The organism is Bradyrhizobium sp. 159 (genome assembly GCF_023073795.1).
Lineage (GTDB): Bacteria > Pseudomonadota > Alphaproteobacteria > Rhizobiales > Xanthobacteraceae > Bradyrhizobium.
In genome coordinates this window covers 94827-115931 of the sequence record NZ_JADPKE010000053.1, presented here as the reverse complement: position 1 = coordinate 115931, position 21105 = coordinate 94827, and the positions used below count along the sequence as shown (strand labels likewise).

General features: G+C 65.3%; 17 protein-coding genes and 1 pseudogene. 11 read left to right on the top strand and 7 right to left on the bottom strand.

Annotation, left to right across the window (positions count from 1 at the left end; all coding sequences use genetic code 11):
* Positions 1-138: 138 nt before the first annotated feature.
* The 4 genes from IVA96_RS14540 (at position 139) to IVA96_RS14525 (ending at position 3809) form a co-directional block, all read left to right on the top strand.
* Entirely contained in the window at positions 139-1164 is a 1026-nt protein-coding gene (locus IVA96_RS14540) for a class I fructose-bisphosphate aldolase (protein WP_247417964.1), read from the top strand.
* 3 nt (positions 1165-1167) lie between these two features.
* Positions 1168-1842, top strand: coding sequence for a thiamine phosphate synthase (locus IVA96_RS14535; RefSeq protein WP_247278091.1), 675 nt, complete (start codon positions 1168-1170; stop codon positions 1840-1842).
* A gap of 8 nt (positions 1843-1850) precedes the next feature.
* Positions 1851-2933, top strand: a complete 1083-nt coding sequence (locus IVA96_RS14530; RefSeq protein WP_247278090.1) for a tetratricopeptide repeat protein — start codon at positions 1851-1853, stop codon at positions 2931-2933.
* An 84-nt stretch (positions 2934-3017) separates the two neighbouring features.
* The gene (locus IVA96_RS14525) at positions 3018-3809 is read left to right on the top strand and encodes an inositol monophosphatase family protein (protein ID WP_247278089.1); all 792 of its coding nucleotides are present in this window, start codon (positions 3018-3020) and stop codon (positions 3807-3809) included.
* A gap of 71 nt (positions 3810-3880) precedes the next feature.
* Here IVA96_RS14525 and IVA96_RS14520 read toward each other — a convergent pair whose 3' ends face one another.
* The 3 genes and pseudogenes from IVA96_RS14520 to IVA96_RS14510 all read right to left on the bottom strand — a co-directional run bounded on the left by IVA96_RS14520 (position 3881) and on the right by IVA96_RS14510 (position 9497).
* Positions 3881-7036, bottom strand: a complete 3156-nt coding sequence (locus IVA96_RS14520) for a multidrug efflux RND transporter permease subunit (protein ID WP_247278088.1) — start codon at positions 7034-7036, stop codon at positions 3881-3883.
* Between the two features lie 6 nt (positions 7037-7042).
* The gene (locus IVA96_RS14515) at positions 7043-8236 is read right to left on the bottom strand and encodes an efflux RND transporter periplasmic adaptor subunit (protein WP_247278087.1); all 1194 of its coding nucleotides are present in this window, start codon (positions 8234-8236) and stop codon (positions 7043-7045) included.
* A 231-nt stretch (positions 8237-8467) separates the two neighbouring features.
* Positions 8468-9497, bottom strand: a pseudogene (locus tag IVA96_RS14510) (cyclopropane-fatty-acyl-phospholipid synthase family protein).
* Between the two features lie 167 nt (positions 9498-9664).
* Between IVA96_RS14510 and IVA96_RS14505 the strand changes: the two are divergent.
* The 4 genes from IVA96_RS14505 to IVA96_RS14490 all read left to right on the top strand — a co-directional run bounded on the left by IVA96_RS14505 (position 9665) and on the right by IVA96_RS14490 (position 12480).
* Positions 9665-10681: a flagellar motor protein MotA gene (locus IVA96_RS14505; RefSeq protein ID WP_247278086.1), complete on the top strand. Its 1017-nt coding sequence runs from the start codon at positions 9665-9667 to the stop codon at positions 10679-10681.
* Positions 10682-10704: 23 nt separating this feature from the next.
* Positions 10705-11733: a peptidoglycan -binding protein gene (locus IVA96_RS14500; protein ID WP_247278085.1), complete on the top strand. Its 1029-nt coding sequence runs from the start codon at positions 10705-10707 to the stop codon at positions 11731-11733.
* Positions 11733-12179 carry a GNAT family N-acetyltransferase gene (locus IVA96_RS14495; protein ID WP_247278084.1) on the top strand — a complete coding sequence of 149 codons (447 nt, stop codon included), beginning with the start codon at positions 11733-11735 and terminating at the stop codon, positions 12177-12179. Before IVA96_RS14500 ends, IVA96_RS14495 begins: the two co-directional genes overlap by 1 nt.
* A gap of 79 nt (positions 12180-12258) precedes the next feature.
* Complete coding sequence (locus tag IVA96_RS14490) at positions 12259-12480, top strand: hypothetical protein (RefSeq protein WP_247278083.1); 222 nt, start codon at positions 12259-12261, stop codon at positions 12478-12480.
* Between the two features lie 168 nt (positions 12481-12648).
* On the opposite strand, the gene IVA96_RS14485 is transcribed toward IVA96_RS14490, so the two are convergent.
* Entirely contained in the window at positions 12649-14487 is a 1839-nt protein-coding gene (locus IVA96_RS14485; RefSeq protein WP_247278113.1) for an ABC transporter ATP-binding protein/permease, read from the bottom strand.
* 243 nt (positions 14488-14730) lie between these two features.
* Between IVA96_RS14485 and rpmE the strand changes: the two genes are divergently transcribed.
* Entirely contained in the window at positions 14731-14958 is a 228-nt protein-coding gene (gene rpmE, locus IVA96_RS14480; RefSeq protein WP_007599895.1) for a 50S ribosomal protein L31, read from the top strand.
* A gap of 159 nt (positions 14959-15117) precedes the next feature.
* Here rpmE and IVA96_RS14475 read toward each other — a convergent pair whose 3' ends face one another.
* Together IVA96_RS14475 and IVA96_RS14470 are read right to left on the bottom strand one after the other, a co-directional pair.
* On the bottom strand, positions 15118-15627 hold the full coding sequence (locus tag IVA96_RS14475; RefSeq protein WP_247278082.1) for a DUF1465 family protein: 510 nt from the start codon (positions 15625-15627) through the stop codon (positions 15118-15120).
* A 581-nt stretch (positions 15628-16208) separates the two neighbouring features.
* Positions 16209-16400, bottom strand: a complete 192-nt coding sequence (locus tag IVA96_RS14470) for a DUF1192 domain-containing protein (RefSeq protein ID WP_247278081.1) — start codon at positions 16398-16400, stop codon at positions 16209-16211.
* Positions 16401-16504: 104 nt separating this feature from the next.
* On the opposite strand from IVA96_RS14470, the gene IVA96_RS14465 reads away from it, so the two are divergent.
* Both IVA96_RS14465 and IVA96_RS14460 read left to right on the top strand, forming a co-directional pair.
* Positions 16505-17503, top strand: a complete 999-nt coding sequence (locus tag IVA96_RS14465) for an NAD(P)H-quinone oxidoreductase (RefSeq protein WP_247278080.1) — start codon at positions 16505-16507, stop codon at positions 17501-17503.
* Between the two features lie 139 nt (positions 17504-17642).
* The gene (locus IVA96_RS14460; protein WP_247278079.1) at positions 17643-20519 is read left to right on the top strand and encodes an EAL domain-containing protein; all 2877 of its coding nucleotides are present in this window, start codon (positions 17643-17645) and stop codon (positions 20517-20519) included.
* 225 nt (positions 20520-20744) lie between these two features.
* On the opposite strand, the gene IVA96_RS14455 is transcribed toward IVA96_RS14460, so the two are convergent.
* On the bottom strand, positions 20745-21005 hold the full coding sequence (locus IVA96_RS14455) for a hypothetical protein (protein ID WP_247277783.1): 261 nt from the start codon (positions 21003-21005) through the stop codon (positions 20745-20747).
* Positions 21006-21105: the final 100 nt, after the last annotated feature.

Here is a 21105-nt window from a genome sequence, read left to right as displayed (position 1 = left end):
GGATTCCGGGCCTGCGCCTTTCGGCCATCCCGGAATGACAGAAGGCCCTTCACCCTGCGACGAACGTTAACTCGGCAATTGCCCGAGAACGGTCTATTTTCACGGGCAAGGGCAGAATCGTTTTGGGAGGACCTCTCGATGAATCTGACTGAGCTCAACAGGATTGCGACCGCCATGGTCGCGCCCGGCAAGGGCATCCTTGCCGCCGACGAATCCTCCGGCACCATCAAGAAGCGTTTTGACGCAATCGGCGTGGAATCCACGGAAACCAACCGCCGCGACTATCGCGAGATGCTGTTCCGCTCGAAGGAGGCCATGAGCGAGTACATCTCCGGCGTGATCCTCTATGACGAGACGATCGGGCAGGACGCGAAGGATGGCACGCCGCTGATCAGGCTGATCGAGGAGACCGGCGCCATCCCCGGCATCAAGGTCGACGAAGGTACGCAAGCCTTGCCGATGTGCCCGGGCGAACTCGTTACCGTCGGCCTCGATAAGCTCGCCGAGCGCCTGCAGAAATATTACGAGCGCGGCGCGCGCTTTGCCAAATGGCGCGCGGTGATCGACATCGGCAGCGCCATTCCCTCGATGACCGCGATCAGTGTCAACGCCCATGCGCTGGCGCGCTATGCCGCGCTGTGCCAGGCCGCGCAGATCGTGCCGATCGTCGAGCCGGAGGTGCTGATGGATGGCGATCACGACATCGATCAGTGCTATGAGGTGACGCAACGCGTGCTCAACACGACATTTCAGGAGTTGCGCGTGCAACGCGTCGCGCTCGAGGGCATGGTGCTGAAACCGAACATGGCGATCTCAGGCAAGAAGTGCGCGAAACAGGCTTCCGTCGAGGAAGTCGCGGAGAAGACAGTGCGGCTGCTGAAGGCCTGCGTGCCGGCGGCGGTGCCGGGCATCGCCTTCCTCTCCGGCGGCCAGTCCGACGAGGAGGCGACCGCGCATCTCAACGCCATGCACAAGCTTGGCCCGCTGCCCTGGAGCCTGACTTTCTCCTACGGCCGCGCGCTCCAGGCCGCGCCGCAGAAGGCCTGGTCCGGCAAGGCGGAGAACGTCGCGGCCGGACAGCGTGCCTTCAGCCACCGCGCGCGGATGAACGGCCTTGCGTCCAAGGGCGAATGGCAAAGCAGCCTGGAACAGAAGGCAGCCTAGACCTTGTCGAACAAGCCGCCTCCGCCGCGCCCGGCGCCGCGTCTCTATCTCGCGACGCCTGTTGTCGACAATCCGGCATCGCTCGTCGCCGAGCTGCCTGCCCTGCTCGCCTCTGCCGATGTCGCCGCCGTGCTGCTGCGGCTGAAGGAGACCGACCAGCGCACCATGATCTCGCGCATCAAGGCCTTGGCGCCGCCGGTGCAGAAGGCAGGGGCCGCGTTGCTGGTCGACGGTCATGCCGAGCTGGTCGCGCGGGGCGGCGCCGATGGTGCGCACCTTACCGGCCTTGCCGCGCTGGAAGAGGCGGCGCCCTCGCTCAAACCGGATCGCATCGCCGGCGTCGGCGGGCTTGCCACGCGCCACGATTCCATGAGCGCGGGCGAAATAGGCGCCGATTACGTGCTGTTCGGCGAGCCTGACGCCAAGGGGCAGCGTCCGTCGTCACAGGCGATCGCCGAGCGGCTGGACTGGTGGGCCGAGCTGTTCGAGCCGCCTTGCGTCGGCTTTGCCACCTCGCTGGAAGAGGCTTACGACTTCGCCGCCAGCGGCGCTGATTTCGTGCTGGCCGGCGAGTTCATCTGGGCCGATCCGCGCGGGCCCAAGGCCGCGTTGATCGAGGCCGATGCTGCCATCAAGAAGGCCCATGCGACGGCGCCGGCTCGCCAGGAGCACGGCTAGCACCGGACATGAAGCTCCCGCGCATCACCATTTTGGCCACGCTGCTGCTCACAGTGCCTGCGGCCGCGCAGCTCCAGATCACCCCGCCGGCCACAACGCCGAGCGCGGCACCTGAGAAACCGAAGCCGAAGCCGCACGCGCTCACCAACAAGAAGGAGGCTGCACCGGCGCCGAAGCCTTCAGCCTCCCCGAAGCCGGCCCCCTCCTCCAAGCCGGCCCCGGCCGCGACCGTGATCCCCGCGCCGCCGACCGACAATTCCAATGTCGATCTGGTGTTCGGCGCCTACCAGCGCGGGCAGTACAAGACGGCGTTCGAGCTCGCCACCGCCCGCGCGCAAGGAGGCGATCCCAAGGCGATGACCATGCTCGGCGAGCTCTATTCCAACGCCATGGGCATCCGCCGCGACTACGCCAAGGCGCAGGAATGGTACAAGCGCGCTGCGGACGCCGGCGACCGCGAGGCGATGTTCGCGCTCGCCATGCTGCGCATCTCCGGCCGCGGCGGCCCGGTCGACAAGGCCGAAGCGGTCAAGCTGATGGCGTCCGCCGCCAAGCTCGGCGAGCCGAAGGCGGCCTATAACCTCGCTTTGCTGTATCTCGACGGCCAGACGCTACCGCAGGACGTCAAGCGGTCCGCCGAGCTGCTGCGCCAAGCCGCCGATGCCGGCCTTCCCGAGGCGCAATACGCGCTCGCGACCTTCTACAAGGAAGGCACCGGTGTGCCGAAGGACCCCGAACGGGCCGTGCGGCTGCTCCAAGCCGCTTCGCTCGCCGACAATGTCGATGCCGAAGTCGAATATGCCATCGCCATGTTCAACGGCACCGGCACGCCGCAGAACCAGCCGGGGGCTGTCGCGTTGCTCCGCAAGGCATCCCGCCAGGGCAGCGCGATCGCGCAGAACCGGCTGGCCTGGGTGCTGATCAACGGCATGGGCACGTCCGTGGACAAGATCGAAGGCTTCAAATGGCACCTGGTGGCCAAGACCGCCGGCAAGGGTGACCCGGAGCTCGACAAGCAATTGTCCGATCTGCCGGCCGAAGACCGGGCCAAGGCCGAGGCCGCGGCCAAGAAATGGCTTGGGACCAAATGACTTGACCTTGGCGCCCTCGCAGGGCACCCCATCCCTTAACAGGCGCGATTTCGCGCCATTTCCCCCCGATCAAGACCAGAGCTCATGCTGTACTCCGCAACGATCAATGTCATGGTGAAGGCTGCGCGTCGCGCCGGCCGCAGCCTCAAGCGCGATCTCGGCGAGATCGAGCATCTTCAGGTCTCGCTGAAGGGCCCGGCGAATTTCGTCTCGCTCGCCGACAAGCGGGCCGAGGAGATCCTCTACCAGGACCTCGCCAAGGCGCGGCCCGGCTACGGTTTCATCGGCGAAGAGGGCGGCACTCGCGAAGGCAGTGACAAGAGCCATACCTGGATCGTCGATCCCTTGGACGGCACCACCAACTTCCTGCACGGCATCCCGCAATTCGCGATCTCGATCGGCCTTGCACGCGAGGGCACGGTCATCGCGGGCGTGATCTACAACCCCGCTAACGACGAGCTCTACATCGCCGAGCGCGGCAAGGGCGCCTTCCTCAATGACCAGCGGCTGCGCGTGGCCGGCCGCCGCCAGCTCAACGAATGCGTGGTGGCCTGCGGCCTGCCCCATCTCGGCCGCGGCGACCACGAGGAATTCCGCCGCGAGATGACCGCGATCCAGGACCGCGTCGCTGGCCTGCGCCGCTTCGGCGCCGCCTCGCTCGACCTCGCCTTCGTCGCCGCCGGCCGTCTCGACGGCTATTGGGAACGGAATCTGTCACCCTGGGACATCGCGGCCGGCCAGATCATGGTGCGGGAAGCCGGCGGCACGGTGAGCGATATCGACACGCCCGGCGATGCGCTGGTGACCGGACATCTCGTGTGCGGGAACGAGTTCGTGCACGGGGAGCTTGTGAAGATCTTGCGGAAGTCGGCGTAAGGTGCCGCCACAGCGACGCTGCGCTCCCTCGCCCCGCAACCGGGCGAGGTAAGGGATGTGACGCGACCTGCTTAGTGTCGAACCGGCGCCGGCGGCCCGTAGGCCTCGCCTTCCTTCGCCGCCACCGGCTCCCGATCCCCGCCCAACACGCGCTGCACCGAGACGAAGAACACCGGCACCATCAAGAGCGCCAGGATCACCACCGCGATCATGCCGCCCATCACGACGGAGCCGAGCGCTTGCTGGCTGGCGCCGCCGGCGCCGTGGGCGATCGCCATCGGCAGCACGCCGCAGATGAAGGCGAGGCCGGTCATCAGGATCGGGCGGAAGCGCAGGCGGCAAGCCTCGATGGTGGCCTCCACCAGCGGCTTGCCCTCCTTGCGCAGATCTTTCGCGAACTCGATGATCAGGATCGCGTCCTTTGCGGCAAGGCCAATGATGGTGATCAGGCCGACGGTGAAGTAGACGTCGTTGGGCAAGCTCCGCAGCGTCGCTGCGACGACCGCGCCGACGATGCCCAGCGGCACGGTGAGCAGCACCGCGAGCGGAATGGTCCAGCTTTCATAGAGTGCGGCAAGGCACAGGAACACCACGAACACCGACAGCGCCAGCAGGAACGGCGCCTGCGAGCCCGAGAGCTTCTCCTGGAGTGACTGCCCCGTCCATTCATAACCAAAGCCGCGCGGCAACCTGCCGGCGAGCCGCTCCATCTCGGCGATCGCATCGCCCGAGGTGAAGCCGGGTTTCGCCTCGCCGGAGATGCGCACAGCCGGGTAGTAGTTGAAGCCGGCGATCTGCGTCGGCCCCCGCGCCCATTCCACCGTGGCGAACGAGGAGAACGGCACCAGCTGGCCGCGGCTGTTCTTGACGTTGTAGTTGAGGATGTCCTCGGTCCGCATGCGGTCGCGGGCGTCGGCCTGCACCACGACGCGCTGCATGCGGCCGCGGTTCGGGAAGTCGTTGATGTAGTTCGAGCCGAGATTGGTCGAGATCGTGTTGTTGATGTCCTCGAAGGTGACGCCGAAGGCGCCGGCCTTCTCGCGGTCGATCACGAGATTGACCACGCCGGCCTCGGGCAGGCCTTCGATATAGACCTTCTGCAGCACGGGGCTCGCATTGGCTTCGGCGATCAGTTGATCCGCGGCGCGCATCAATTGCTGATAGCCCTTCTGGCCGCGGTCCTGGAGACGGAACGAGAAGCCCGAGGAATTGCCGAGATTGTCGATCGGCGGCGGCTGGAGCGCTGAGATCTTTGCATCGCGAACGGAAGACGACAGGTCGCGGTTGATGTCGTTGACGATCGCGGCGGCGGAGTCCTTTGGCCCGCGTTCCGACCAGTCCTTCAAGGTGATGAACGCCTGCGCGGTGTTCATGCCCTGGCCGGAGAAGCTGAAGCCGGTGAGGAAGGTGACGTTGTCGACGCCCGGCCGCTGTGCCAGATATTTTTCCACCTTTTCGATCACGGCTTCGGTGCGCGCGTAGGACGAATCCGACGGCGTCTGCACGTCGGTGGTGACGAAGCCCTGATCGTCGACGGGCAGGAAGCCGCCGGGCAGGTTGATGAAGGCCCAGGACAAGCCGACCAGCAGCGCGGCGTAGACCAGCATCAGACGGCCGGTCCGCTTCAGCGAGAATCCGACGGTTCGGGAATAGCGCTCCTTGCCGCCTTCGAGCATGCGGTTGAACCAGCCGAACACGCCCCTCTTCGCGTGACCGTGGCCGGCCTCGACGGGCTTGAGCAGGGTCGCGCACAGCGCCGGCGTCAGCGACAGCGCCAGGAAGGCGGAGAAGCCGATCGCTGCGACCATGGTCACCGAGAACTGGCGATAGATGATGCCGACCGAGCCCGGGAAGAATGCCATCGGCACGAACACCGCCATCAACACCAACGTGATGCCGATGATGGCGCCGGTGATCTGCGACATGGCTTTCCGCGTCGCTTCCTTCGGCGGCAGGCCTTCCTCGGCCATGATGCGTTCGACGTTCTCGACCACGACGATGGCGTCGTCGACGAGGATGCCGACCGCGAGCACCATGCCGAACATCGAAAGCATGTTGATGGAGTAGCCGGCAAGCAGCAGCGTGGAGCAGGCCCCGAGCAACGCCACCGGCACCACGATGGTCGGAATGATGGTGTAGCGGATGTTCTGGAGAAACAAGAACATCACCACGAAGACCAGCACCACGGCCTCGACCAGCGTCGACAGCACCTTCTTGATCGAGGCTTCGACCACCGGCGTGATGTTGTAGGGAATCTCGTAGGTGATGTTCGCCGGAAAGAAGCGCGACAGCTCCTTCATCTTCGCTTCGACCGCGCTCGCGGTTGCCAGCGCGTTGCCGGTCGGCGACATCAGCACCGACAGGCCGGCGGTCGGCTTGCCGTCGAGGCGCGTGTTGAACTGGTAGCTGAGGCCGCCGACCTCGATACGTGCGACGTCGCGCAGGCGCACGGTCGACCCGTCGGCATTGGCGCGCAGGATGATGGCGCCGAACTCGTCCGGGGACGAGAGCTGGCCTTTGACCAGCACCAGCGCGGAGGTGCGCTGGCTCGACGTCGACGGCTCCGCGCCGATGCTGCCCGAGGCGACCTGCGCGTTCTGCGCGGCGATGGCCTTGTTGACGTCGTCGGCGGTCAGCCCATAACCGACGAGCTTGGCCGGATCGACCCAGACGCGCAAGCTGCGCTCGGTCGAGTAGAGCGTGGCGCGGCCGACGCCGGGAATGCGGCGGATCTCACCGAGCACGTTGCGGATCATGAAGTCGCCGAGGCCGACCTCATCGAGGCTGCCGTCGGTCGAGTTCAGTGTGATGATCTGAAGCACCGCGCTGGAGGCTTCCTCGATCAAGATGCCCTGCTGCATCACGGCGCGCGGCAGGCGCGCCTCGACGCGCTTGATGCGGTTCTGCACCTCGACCGAGGCCGCGCTGGTATCGGTGCCCGGCTGGAAATTCGCGATGATCTCGACCTGGCCGAGCGAGTCGCTGGTCGATTCGAAGTTGAGGATGTTGGCCGCGCCGTTGAGCTCCTCCTCGATCAGCCGCGTGACGCTGTTGTAGAGGTTCTCCGGGGAGGCGCCGGGATAGCTGGTCGAAACCGAGATCGAGGGCGGCGCGATGATCGGATATTGCGCGATCGGCAGCAGCGGAACCGCAATCGCACCGATCAAGCAGATGAATAGCGCAACCACCCAGGCGAAAATCGGCCTGTCGATGAAGAAACTCGGCATGGCGCGTTACCGCGTGAGCTTCTGGGCGTGCCGGTTGTCCGCAGTCGCGTCCGCCTCCGACCAGGATTGCGGTTTGACCTTGTCGCCGGCCGCGAATTTCTGGAAGCCTTCGACCACGACCTTGTCTCCGGCCTTCAGGCCTTCGGTGACGAACCAGAGTCCGTCCTGCACCGAGCCGGTGCGCACCGCCTGCACCGCGATGTGGTTGTCGTCCTTGACGACGAAGACCTCGCTGCCGCCGCCGCCATTGCGCTGGATCGCCTGCTGCGGCACCGCGATCGCGTCGCTATCGAGACCCTGATCGATGCGAACGCGGACATACATGCCCGGCAGGAGCTCGCGCTTGGGATTGGGGAACTCGCCGCGCAGCGTCACCTGGCCGGTATGGGCATCGACCTTGGCGTCGGAAAACAGCAGCTTGCCGTCGAGCGAATAGATGGTGTTGTCATCGAGCACGAGGCGCACCTTGGCGGCGTCGGCCGCAATACGCTCGAGATCGCCGCTTTCGAAGGCGCGCCGGAGCTGGTTGAGCTCGGTCACCGACTGGGTGAAATCGGCATAAATCGGATCGAGCTGCTGGATGCTGGCGAGATTGGTCTCGTTCTGCACGACGAGCGCGCCCTCGCTGACCAGCGCCGCACCGACGACGCCGTCGATCGGCGCGCGCACGGTGGCGTAATCGAGGTTGAGTTTTGCGCGCGCGAGTTCGGCCTTGCGGCCTTCGACCTCGGCCTGGGCCTGCCGCTCGGCGGCGATTGCCTTTTCGTTCTCGGCCTCCGGCGCGGCGCGATCCTTGGTGAGCGCAGCGACGCGGCGTGCCTGCTGGTGCGCTTGCATCGCAGCAGCCTCGGCCTTGGCGACCGCGGCCTCGTTGGCCATCACCTCGACCTCGAATGGGCGCGGATCGATGCGGTAGAGCGGATCGCCCGCCTTCACTTCGCTGCCTTGCCGGAACAGGCGCTCGACCACGATGCCGGAGACGCGCGGCCGCACGTCGGAGACGCGGGTCGGCGCGATGCGGCCCGGCAGCTCACGCACCACCGCACGGGGCTGCGGCTTGACGACGACGATGCTGACGTCAGGATCGGCCGGCGGGGCGGCGGACACGGCGGAGCTGGACTCCTCGCAGCCCGCCAGCAGCGGCGCTAAGGCCGCGAGCATCATTGCAACGCATGCCGATCGCGCACGAAGTCCTGACATGAAGTGGGGTGCCCCGATGTTGTTGAAACTGATCATGCTCGCGCGAGGCCCGTTCTGGGCCTTTTACACGCGGCTGATGCCGCCAAAATAGAATGCATCTGCTGCGATGCAACGCATGGCGCGGGCGGCTCATTGTCACACAGCGTATGGTGTTGAGTTCAGGCGCTTTTTGCCCTGTCACTTGATTGTGAGTCGGGGTCCACCGCCGCGTGCTGCGACGGAACATCGCAATTACTCGGCGGCCTTCATCCGGTAGTGGCTGACGCCCCATTCGGTTCCATCAGCGTAGCCGAACAGGCCCGACGTCGCGAGGAGAAACCAGCGCCAGCGCCGCATCCAGAGTGCGGTCTCCTCGCCATAGACCTTGCGCAACGCGGCCTCGATGGTGTCGCGATGCGCATCGAAATTGGCGAGCCAGTCATTCGCGGTGTGTTGGTAATGCGCGCCGCTCCAGCACCATTCCTTCTCGATTGCGAAGATGTCGTCGAATTGCCTGACGAGGTGATGGCTCGGCATCAATCCGCCCCGTGAAGGCGTGCTGCGCGATCCAATCCTCGCGATTCGCTGGGTTGAACAGATGGGAGCCGGAGCGATGAGTGACCACATGCATGAAGAAGCGTCCGTCGGGCGCGAGCCATGCGCGCAGGCGTGTCATCAGCTTGCGCCAGTTCATCATGTGCTCGAACGTCTCGACCGAGATGATGCGGTCGAACTGCCCCTCGGGCGCGAACACGTTCATGTCGGCGATCACGACCCGCAGGTTCGACAGCCCGCGCCGCCGCGCCTCATCCTCGACATAAGCGCGCTCCGCCTGCGAGGCCGACACGGCCGTCACCTTCGCGTGCGGAAACTGCCGCGCGATCCGCAGCGATAGCGAGCCCCAGCCGCAGCCGAGCTCGAGGATGGTCTGCCCGTCGGCAAGACCGGCATGCTCGACGGTCTGGCGTAGAGCCTCCTCCTCCGCCTCCTGCAAGGAGGTCGCGTCGGTTTTGTAGAAACAGCAGGAAAATTTGCGGTTGGGGCCGAGCACTTGCGCGAAGAACGAAGCAGGCACCTGGTCGTGCCGGCCGCCGGCAGCATCGGCGTCCTCGGCGATCGGCCGCAGCATCATCCGCCCGGCGAAGGCGGCATCGTCGACCGCCCCCAGCGTGGACAGGCGCGTCGCCGTGCGCGAGCACAGGCGCTGGATCGCGGCACGAATCACGACGTCCGGTAACGGCACACGTTCGGCAGTCCCGATGATCGCGGAAACGACGCTCATGCGGCCCCCGAATGGCGAGCTCTTGCAGACACCTGCCTATCAAAGCGCGGCTTCCGGCCCAGGTTCCCCAAGCTCTCCCCGAAATCGGCGCATCCGGCGCTTTTTTTGGGCTGGCGCTGTGCCATAGTGTGCGCCGCAAGCAAGCTTCGTAACGGATGATATCGGCCATGCCGTCTGGCACTTCCCGCTCCACCATGGATATCGAGTACACAAAACTGTCCTCGCCCAGCGTCTTCCTGGTGCGGATGCTGGTCTTCCTGGTTCTGTGTACGCTGGTCGGCGTGGTGCTCTACAAGCAGATCATCCAAGCCTTCTTCGCCAATCCCGGCCTTAATGCCCTGATCGGGGCGGTGCTGTTCATCGGCATCGTGCTGGCCTTTCGTCAGGTCATTCGGCTCTATCCCGAAGTCTCCTGGGTCAACAATTTCCGCATCGCCGATCCCGGCCTGGCGCCGGCCCGGCACCCGAAGCTGCTGGCGCCGATGGCGGCGATCCTCGGCGGCGAGCGCTCGGGGCGGATGACGATCACCCAGACCACGATGCGGCATCTGCTCGATTCGATCGCGACCCGCCTGGACGAAGCCCGGGACATCTCCCGCTACATGACCGGCCTGCTCGTCTTTCTCGGCCTGCTCGGCACCTTCTGGGGCCTGATCGAGACGGTCGGCTCGGTCGGCAAGGTGATCGACGGCCTCAAGGTCGGTGGCGATGCCGGCGCGCTGTTCGACACCTTGAAGGAAGGCCTCGCCGCCCCGCTCGGCGGCATGGGCATCTCGTTCTCCAGTTCGCTGTTTGGCCTCGCCGGCTCGCTGATCCTCGGCTTCCTCGACCTGCAATCGAGCCAGGCGCAGAACCGCTTCTACACCGACCTGGAAGACTGGCTCGCCAGCACCGTGCGCGAATATGGCAATGGCGAAGTGGCGGTCGCTTCCGGCGGCGGTGGCGTCGCCAGCGGCGAGCTCCAGGCCGCGGTCGAGCGGCTGCGCTCCGTGTTCGAGGAAGGCAGCGCCAGCCGCGGCACTACCGCGGCGATGGCGAGCCTTGCCGAAGCGATCCAGGCGCTGGTCTCGCACATGCGCACCGAGCAGCAGATGATCCGCGAATGGGCCGACGGCCAGGGCGAGCAGAACCGCGAGATCCGGCGCCTGCTCGAGCGCCTCGCCCGCCAGCCCGAGAAGAGTTGAGCAGCTAATACGGAAAGGCGATCATGGCTCTTGCCCGCGCCCGCCGCAGCGAAGGCACCTTCAACTACTGGCCCGGATTCGTCGACGCCTTGTCGACCCTGGTGCTGTCGATCGTGTTCCTGCTGTCGGTCTTCCTGGTTGTGCAGTTCTTCCTGTCGCAGGAGGTCACCGGCAAGGACAAGGCGCTGGAGCAGCTCAACGCCAAGATCGCGCAGCTCAACGAGCTCCTGTCGCTGGAGAAGCTCGGCAAGCTCACGCTCGACGACCAGGTCTCGCAACTGAAGGCGGGACTTGCCTCGGCCGAATCCGAGCGCGACCGCATCAAAGGCCTCTATGAGGGGCTCGCCAATGCCGGCAACGACGCGCAAGGCAAGACCGCCGAGCTCGGCAAGGCACTGGACTCCGAGAAAGCGGTCTCGGCGCGGGCGCTGGCGCAGATCGAGGTGCTGAACCAGCAGATCAGCGCGCTCAGGCGGCAATTGGCGGCACTTGAAGAGGCGCTGGATGCCTCCGAGAAGCGCGACAAGGAATCGCAGAACCGGATCGCTGACCTCGGTTCTCGCTTGAATGTTGCTTTGGCGCAGCGCGTGCAGGAATTGTCGCGCTACCGCTCGGAATTCTTCGGGCGCCTGCGCGCCATCCTCGGCAACCGCCCCGACATCCGGATCGTCGGCGACCGCTTCGTGTTCCAGTCCGAAGTGTTCTTCGATACCGGACAGGCGACCTTGCTGCCCGAAGGCCGCGCCGAGCTCGACACCTTGGCGGCAGCGCTGATCGAGCTCGACAAGAAGATCCCGAGCGAGATCCCGTGGGTGCTGCGCGTCGACGGCCACACCGATGTGCGTCCGGTCAATGGCCCGAACTTCAAGTCGAACTGGGAACTGTCGGCCGCCCGCTCCATTTCGGTGGTGCAGTACCTGGTCTCGCTCGGCGTGCCGGCCCAGCGCCTCGTCGCCGCCGGCTTCGGCGAATTCCAGCCGCTCGATCCCGGCAACACCGAGGAGGCCTATAAGCGCAACCGCCGCATCGAGTTGAAGCTGACGGAGCGGTAGTGAGCGCCCTCCGCCTCCGCCCCTACCGACCCGAGGACGAGGCGGCCACGATCGACCTCTGGCATCGCACCTGGCAGCAGGCCTATCCGCAGATCGATTTCGCGGCGCGGCTGGACTGGTGGCGGGAGCGCTGGCGCAAGGACCTGGTGCCGAAAGCCTCTATCGTCGTCGCCGAGCAGGATGGCGCGCTCAGCGGCTTCGTCACCATCGACGATGACGGCTATCTCGACCAGCTCGTGGTCGATCCCGCGCACTGGGGCTCGGATGCAGCCAGGCTGCTGGTGGAAGAAGCCAAGCGGCTGTCGCCCTCAGGCGTTACGCTGCTCGTCAACAAGGACAACGCCCGCGCCATCCGCTTCTACGAGCGCAACGGCTTTGCCCATGCCGGCGACGATGTGAACCCGACCTCGGGGCGGCCGGTGCTGAAGATGGCGTGGCGGGCGTGAGGCCCGTCACGCCGGGATCCCGCGACGTTCGTTAGTCGTTGTAGTCAGAGCAGCGATGACAAGCGGATGAAGACGATCGATGAAGCTGCGCGATCTGGCCAAGGGTTGCTCGGTTTTTCTGGCCGTCATCGTCGCCGGATATGTGTCGACGGCCTATGTCGACCAGCGCTTTGCGACGCAGGTCAACACAACGAGTTCTCCGGCGAGCAGCCCTGCGCCATCGGCCTGCGTCGATAATGACGGCAGCTGGAAGAACTGGCCGTGGCCGAACGTGCCGGCGCTCTCGCCGAAGTGCCGGTAAAGACGGCTCCTTCACCGCTGTCATTACCCGCGCAGGCGTGTGATCCAGTATTCCAGAGACAGCACTTGAACCGAGACGCCGCGGCGTACTGGATCGCCCGCTTTCGCGGGCGATGACACTGTGGGTGGGGGCAGCGATCGCTGCGCCTCACGTCGATCGCTCAGGCTCTCACGCCCCCTCGAACTGCAACCGCGCCAGCCTCGCGTAAAGCCCGTTCGCTGCCACGAGTTCGGCATGCGTGCCCTGCTCGACGATCCTGCCCTGGTCCATCACCAGGATGCGGTCGCAGGACAAGACGGTGGCGAGGCGATGGGCGATCACCAGCGTGGTGCGGTGGCGCATCAGCTCTTCCAGCGCGGTCTGCACCAGCGTTTCGCTTTCAGCATCGAGCGCGGAGGTGGCTTCATCCAGCAGCAGCAGCGGCGCATCGCGCAGGATGGCGCGCGCGATGGCGATGCGCTGGCGCTGGCCGCCGGAGAGCGTCACGCCGCGCTCGCCGAGCGCCGTCTCGAAGCCTTCGGGCAGCCGGCGGATGAACTCGGCGGCATGCGCGAGCTCGGCGGCGCGCTCGACCTCGGCATCGGTCGCATCCGGCCGGCCGAAGCGGATGTTCTCGCGAGCGCTTGCCGCAAACACCACCGAGTCTTGCGGCACCAGCGCGATGCGGGCGCGAACATCGCGCGGGTCGGCGGATCTGACCGGCACGCCGTCGAGCGAGATCGCGCCGCTGCGCGGATCGTAGAAGCGCAGCAGCAGATGAAAGATCGTGCTCTTGCCGGCGCCGGACGGACCGACGATCGCGACCTTCTCGCCCGGATGCACGGTGAACGACACCGCATCGAGCACGTTAACGTCGCGCCGCGCAGGATAGGCGAAGCTGACCCGATCGAAGCCGACCTCGCCGCGCGCCGGCATTGGCAAGGCGCGAGGCGCGGCGGGCGCGGTGATCTCGGGTCTTACATGCAAGATCTCGAACAGGCGCTCGGCAGCACCGGATGCCGCCGACACTTCGCCCCAAACCTCGCTGAGCTGGCCGAGTCCCGCCGCGGCGAACACGGCATAGAGCACGAACTGGCCGAGCCGACCGGGCGTGATCGCACCGGTGAGCACGTCATGCGAGCCGATCCAGAGGATCGCGACAACGCTTGCGAACACGATGAAAATGATGATGGCGGTGAGCACGGCGCGGGCCTGGGTCGAGGTGCGCGCCGCCTCATAAGCCTGCTCGACATTGCCGCCGAAGCGCTTCTCGGCGAACTGCTCGCTGGTATAGGCCTGCACGGTGCGGATCGCCCCGATCAGCTCGCCGGCATAGGCGGAGGCATCGGCGAGCGTGTCCTGCGCATTGCGCGACAGCCGCCGTACCCAGCGCCCGAAAGCCACCAGCGGCAGCACGATCAAAGGTATGGCCAACAGCACGAAGCCTGACAATTTCGGGCTGGTGATCACCATCATCGCGGCGGCGCCGAGAAACATCATCAGATTGCGCAGCGCGATCGACACCGAGGCGCCGACGGCGGATTTGATCTGGGTGGTGTCGGCGGTGAGCCGCGAGATCAGCTCGCCGCTGCGCGCGGAGTCGAAGAAGGTCGGCGAAAGCGACAGCAGATGCCCGAACACGTCGCGCCTGAGGTCGGCGACGATGCGCTCGCCGATCGTCATCACGAGGTAGTAGCGCGCCGCGCTCGCCAGCGCGAGCACGGCAACCACCGCAAGCATCACCGAGAAGTAGCTGTTGATCAGCTCGATGCCCTCGGGCGTCAGGCCGAAATCGATCATCCGGCGCACCGCGACCGGCACCAGCAGCATGGTCAGTGCGGCGACAGTCAGCGCGAGGAAGGCCAGTGCCGCGCGGCCGCGATAGCGGCTGATATAGGGCGCGAGCGCGAGCAGCGGCCGCAGCTTGGCGCGGCCCTTGGCGGGCTGCTCGATCAGATCGGCCTCGATCGATGAGGTGTCGGCGGAATTCAGTTGGGAATTCACTTGGGAATTCACCTGGGAATTCATTTCAGGCTGATCGACATATTGGTCATCAAGCCGTTCCACTGCGCTCATGAGATCCGACCCATTGCATTCGTTTGCTCCCAATAGGCCGGAGCAAGGGTACTGGCAAATCCGGGATGTCCCTTAGGGGAAGCCCGGTTCACCGCCCGCGATGGCTTGTTTTGCAGGGCGTGGTGAGGTATAGAGCCGGCCAAATCCGTCATTCGCTAGCCACCCAAGAAGGCGCCGGGGCGCCGAGGAATTGCCATGAAAGCCGAAATTCACCCGAACTATCATACGATTAAGGTCGTTATGACCGACGGAACCGAGTACCTGACCCGCTCGACCTGGGGCAAGGAAGGCGACACGCTGAACCTCGACATCGACCCGAAATCGCACCCGGCCTGGACCGGCGGCAACGCCCAGCTCATGGACCGCGGCGGCCGCGTCTCGCGCTTCCAGAAGAAGTTTTCGGGCTTTCTCAAAAAGGATTGATCCGGCTGCAGGCTGGAGACGAAAAACGCCCCTGGGAGACCGGGGGCGTTTTTGTTTTCTATCACGCTGTCGTTCCGGGGCGGCTCGGAGAGCCGAACCTGGAATTTCGAGATTCCGGGCACGATGCTCACGCATCGCCCCGGAATGACGCTGAGACCCCTACCGCTCGAACGCAGCCTTCAGCGCGTTGAGGTGCGGCACCAGCGGGTTGCCGATCGCGACGTGGTCGGCGGGCGGGGTGTGGATGGTGGTGTCGAGGCGGCGCACGCGGGTCTGAAGGCTCATCGAGCGGTGGATCAGGTCCTGGAGCTGCGCGGGCAGCTTCTCGATGGTGTCGGCGGGGCCCGGATCGGCGGCGGTCAGCTTCACCTTGGTCTTCTCGCGATTGGCCTGGCTCAGCGTCATCTCGCCTTCTTTCACCGCGCGGTGCAGCAGCAGCCACGAGGCGAGCTGCATCAGGCGGGTCGTGAGACGCATGCTCTCGGTTGCATAAGTCAGGCTAACGGCACGGTCGAGCGCCTTGGCCTCCGTGCGCCCGGCGCCGTCGAGATAGGCGGCGGTTTCCTCGACGAGGTCCATGCCCTCGCGGAACAGGACGCCGAACGCCGCAGAATTGGTGAACCGCTCGCTGAGTTGAACGAGAGCGCCGTCGGCTTGCAAACGTTCCATGGTTAACGCCCCTTACGCAACTGTCTGACTGTCCGGCTTGGCGCCGGCTTATGATGAACAAATCATTGCCCGGGCAGGACGCCGAGTCCAGCCACAAGCGCGGATATGGTTTCCGCGGGTCTTTCCCAGGGATTCAACCGTAACGAGACGCAAAAAGGCGGAGTGGAGGCAAAAAAAGAGCCGCCGGAGACCGGCGGCTTTGAAAGTTGATAACAGGGAGGCGTCAAACAGAGTGGACAGGAGCCACTCGGTGTCCAAACGAGGACAGTTCCAGTCATAAACCCGAAAGCTTAATCTGAAGTAAACGAGCTAATTTTTTGAGAGTTCGTTAGCCATGTCGGCCAATGGCTGAGTGGGGTCTCGTGCCCCGGACGCTGTGCCGCACGAACGCCCTCACCCGTCATTCCGGACGCGACGAAGTCGCGAGCTATGATGCGCAATTGCGCATCTGAGAATCCATAAGCGCGGACGGATGGAGCGGCCCGCCTCTATCAGAGTGCCCGCTTCGATTTCCTGGGGTTATGGATTCCGGGCTCGGCGCTGACGCGCCGCCCCGGAATGACGGCGAAGAGATGAAGAGATTACGACTTGAAAACACTGTTCGCCGCATCGCGCGAGGCGCGCTTCTTGGTGGCGGCTTCTTCCAGCCTTGCGATCTCGGTCTTGAGCAGGATGACGCGCTCGGTTAGTTCCTCGACCGACAAGAGTGAGAGATCCTGTCCGATTTCATGGCTGATCTTCTTGCGCGGCCGGTCGTCGTCTTCCATCGGCATCGTCGTTCCTCCTGCGTTCGCGGCTGAGGCGGTTGCCAGCTTGGAGCGCGCTGGCTAAGCAATGGCCTCGTTCCCATTTCCGCACCTTTGCTCAAGGACACATCATGGACAAGCTGCCCGCGCAAATGACCGTGGTCGCTATCTCCCAGCCCGGCGGACCGGAGGTGCTGGTGCCGGAACAACGGGCCGTGCCGCAGCCCGGTCCTGACGAGATCCTGGTCAAGGTCGAGGCCGCCGGCGTCAACCGGCCCGACGTCGCGCAGCGCTCCGGCGCCTATCCGCCGCCGCCCGGCGCCAGCGACTTGCCGGGCCTGGAGATCGCGGGCGAAGTGGTGGCGGTCGGCAGCAATGCCAAGCGGCACAAGGTTGGTGACAAGGTGATGTCGCTCGTCGCCGGCGGTGGTTATGCGCAGTACTGCATCGCGCAGGACGCCCATGCCATGAGCGTGCCGCCGTCGCTGTCGATCAAGGAAGCCGGCGCACTGCCGGAAACTCTGATGACGGTCTGGCACAACGTGTTCGAACGCGGCGGCCTCAAGGCCGGCGAGACGCTGCTGATCCATGGCGGCTCCTCCGGCATCGGCACCATGGCGATCCAGCTCGCCAAAGCGTTCGGCGCAAAAGTGTTCGTCACCGTGGGGTCGCAGGACAAGATCGATGCCTGCCTCAAGCTGGGTGCCGACCGCGCCATCAATTACAAAACTGAAGACTTCGTCGCCGTGATCAAGGAAGAGACCAACAAGGCCGGCGTCAACCTGATCCTCGACATGGTCGCCGGCGATTATGTCGATCGCAACTATGACGCCGCCGCAGTTGACGGCCGCATCGTCCAGATCGCGACCCTCAACGGCCCCAAGGTCAACGTCAACGTTGCCAAGGTGATGGTGAAGCGCCTCACCCATACCGGCTCGACGCTGCGCCCCCGTAGTAATGCGGACAAGGCGGCGATGGTGGCCGCGATCGAGGCGAAAGTGATGCCGCTTTTGCGTGAAGGGCGCATCAAGCCGCTGATGGACAGCACTTTCCCGCTGGAAAAGGCAGCCGATGCGCACCGGCGCATGGAGACGAGCGCACATATTGGCAAAATTGTGTTGGAGGTGTAGGCCGCCGGCCCACAGGGCAAGGCGGAAACCCTTTGATTTTCCTCGCTTTCGTGGCATCTATCGCGACGCACCGAACCAATTCTGTCCGGTCTGAAATCGCCTTGCACTCGAAGTTTGCGTCGAACGCGGAGAACTGACCTTGCGTCTGATCAGGTGCCTCGCGCCCATCGCGCTGGGCCTCATGATGCTCGTTGCCGCGTCCCCTGCACGCGCGCTCGACGCTGTCAGCGTTCGCAGTGACGCGCCCGCGATCGATCTCACCGGTGTGCTCGAGCATCAGCGCAGCGATGCTGATCGCATCCAGGTTTCGACCGCGCCCGGCACCGACGGCATCGTCCGCCGCATCGAGGTGCGCGCCCGCGAAGGCGGCCAGAACTGGGTGGTGTTCGCCCTCGCCAACAACACCGACGACCAGCTCGACCGCCTGATCGTCGCTCCGCATTACCGCATCGTCTCGTCAGGGCTGCTCTGGCCCGACCTCGGTCTGTCGCGCATCGCCACCATCACGCCTTCGACCGGTGACCGGCCCGAGCGGCAGGAAAGTCCGACCGCCGATGTCTTCCGCATCACGCTCGACCCCGGCGCCGTCATCACCTTCGTTGCCGAGCTGCGCACCGACAAGCTGCCGCAGCTCTATCTGTGGGAGCCGGAAGCTTACAAGGACAAGGTCAACTCGTTCACGCTCTACCAGGGCATCGTGATCGGCATCTCCGGCTTGCTCGCCTTAGTGCTGACCATTCTGTTCGTGGTGAAGGGCAGCATCATGTTCCCGGCCGCCGCGGCGCTAGCATGGGCGGTGCTGGTCTATATCGGCGTCGATTTCGGCTTCTGGGGCAAGGTGCTCGACATGTCGAACAACGCCGAGCGCATCTGGCGCGCAGCGGGCGAAGCGATCCTGGCGGCGACGCTGCTGGTGTTCCTGTTTGCCTATCTCAACCTCAGTCGCTGGCATGTGCGCTATTCGCACATCACGGTGGGCTGGCTCGCCTTCCTGGGATCGCTGGTGGCGCTTGCGTTATTCGATCCGGCGGTCGCCTCCGGCATCGCGCGTATCTCGCTGGTGCTGATCGCCTTCGCCGGCTTCGCGCTGATCGTCTATCTCTCCACCCACGGCTTCGACCGCGCGGTGCTGCTGATCCCGACCTGGTTCCTCCTGGTGGTCTGGGTCGTGGCGGCCGGTATGACGGTCGCCGGCTCCGTTACCAACGACATCGTCGGCCCGGCCCTGCTCGGCGGCCTCGTGCTGATCGTGATGCTGATCGGCTTCACGGTGATGCAGCACGCCTTCGCCGGCGGCGGCGCCTCGACCGGTGTCGTCTCCGACATCGAACGGAGGGCGCTGGCGCTGGCCGGCTCCGGCGATCTGATCTGGGACTGGGACGTCTCCGCCGACAAGGTCTTCACCAGTCCCGAGACCGAGGCCCTGCTCGGCCTCAAGCGCGGCACGCTGGAAGGCCCCGCTGCCTCGTGGCTCGAAGTGCTGCACCCGCTCGATCAGGATCGCTTCCGCGCCGCGCTGGACAGCGTGCTCGACCAGCGCCGCGGCCGCCTGGTGCAGGATTTCCGCCTGCGTACGCCGGACGGCCACTTCATGTGGTTCGCGCTGAAGGCGCGCCCGGTGGTCGGCTCCGACGGCGAGGTCTCGCGCGTGGTCGGCACGCTCACCGACGTCACCGAGCTGCGCAACGCCGAAGAGCGCCTGCTGCACGATTCCGTGCATGACAACCTCACCGGCCTGCCCAACCGAAAACTGTTCATGGACCGGCTGGGTGCGGTGGCGCATTTCGCCAAGACCATGCCGACGCTGCGACCGACGCTGATGGTGATCGACCTCGACCGCTTCAAGCAGGTCAACGATTCCGTCGGCATCGCGGTCGGCGATTCCATCCTGCTGACGCTCGCCCGCCGCCTCACCCGCATCCTGAAGCCGCAAGACACGCTGGCACGGATGGCCGGCGACCAGTTCGGCCTGATCCTGCTCTCGGAGCAGGACCCCGCCCGCATCACCGCCTTCGCCGAGACCATCCGCAAGACCATCCGCGCCCCGATCGCCTTCAACGATCGCGAGATCTTCCTCACGGCCTCGATCGGCCTCGCTTTGTCTGATCCGCAGACCCAATTGACGGACGAGATCATCAAGGACGCCGAGCTCGCGATGTATCACTCCAAGCGCATCGGCGGCGACCGCATCGACGTCTACAAGCCGGCAATGCGTGCGCGGAAGACCGACCGGCTGACGCTGGAGAGCGAATTGCGCCGCGCCATCGAGCGGCAGGAGATCACGATCCTGTACCAGCCGATCGTGCGGCTGGAGGATCGTTCGATCGCCGGCTTCGAGGCGTTGGCGCGCTGGGACCACCCGAAGCTCGGGCGCATGGCGCCTTCGGAATTCATCACCATCGCGGAAGAGACCGGGCTGATCGTCGACCTCGGCATGTTCGTGCTCGACCAGACCGCAAAGCAGCTCGCGGTGTGGCAGCGCGCGATGCGCTCGCGCGAGCCGATCTTCGCCTCCGTCAACGTGTCGTCGCGGCAGCTGCTGCGCCACGATCTGATCCACGACATCCGTACCGTGCTGTCGCGCTCCTCGGTCGCGCGCGGCACGCTGAAGCTGGAATTGACGGAATCGCTGGTGATGGAGAATCCGGAGCATGCGGCGCAGATGCTGACGCGCATCCGCGAGCTCGGCACCGGGCTGTCGCTCGACGATTTCGGCACCGGCCATTCCTCGCTGGCCTATCTCCAGCGCTTCCCGTTCGACACCATCAAGATCGACCAGTCCTTCGTGCGCACCACCAACCGCGGCACGCGCCCGGTGATCCTGAAATCGATCATCGCGCTCGCGCATGACCTCGGCATGGACGTGGTGGCCGAAGGCGCCGAGACCGATTCCGACGCGGTCGAGCTCTACCAGATGGGCTGCGAATACGCGCAGGGCTTTGCCTTCGGGGAGCCGATGGATGCCGATGCCGCGATGCGGCTGCTGACGGAAATGCGGCTGGAAGCGGCGAGCTGAGCGTTCTCTTCTTCCTCCATCGTTTCGAAAAAAGGTGGCGCGACCTCTCTTACCCTCCCCTGGAGGGCAGGGCTATCGCGCGTAGCGCGAGCGGGGTGGGGTGATCTCTCCACTCGGGCAGTGTTCGCGGCGGAGAGACTGTCACCCCACCCCGCTACGCATTCCGCTTCGCTACATGCGTAGCGACCCTCCCCCTCCAGGGGAGGGTGGCAGCGCGCCGCTGCACTAACGCCGCCGCTCGCTCTTCTTCCTGAACCGGACGCTCACACCGTCAGGCATGCGCGTCGCCACGAAGCCGGCGGCGAGGCAGGCTTCGCGTTGCGGCATCTGGATGTCGGGGCTGCGCAGGCTGTCCCACCAGGAGGCACGATGCGCCGCGCGCGGCAGAGCCGCGCCGATGATCTCCTCGATCTGCTCGAAGCTCAGCACCAACTCATCCTGCTTCTGCCGCATCAGATAGTCGCGCAACGCGTCGTAGTCGTTCACAATCGTCCTCTCGTCCCGCTCGCATGAGGCTGCCCAAAACCGTGCGCCTCATAAACCGATTCTTAACTCATTGCGGCAAGGCCGTCCTGCCTTAAACACT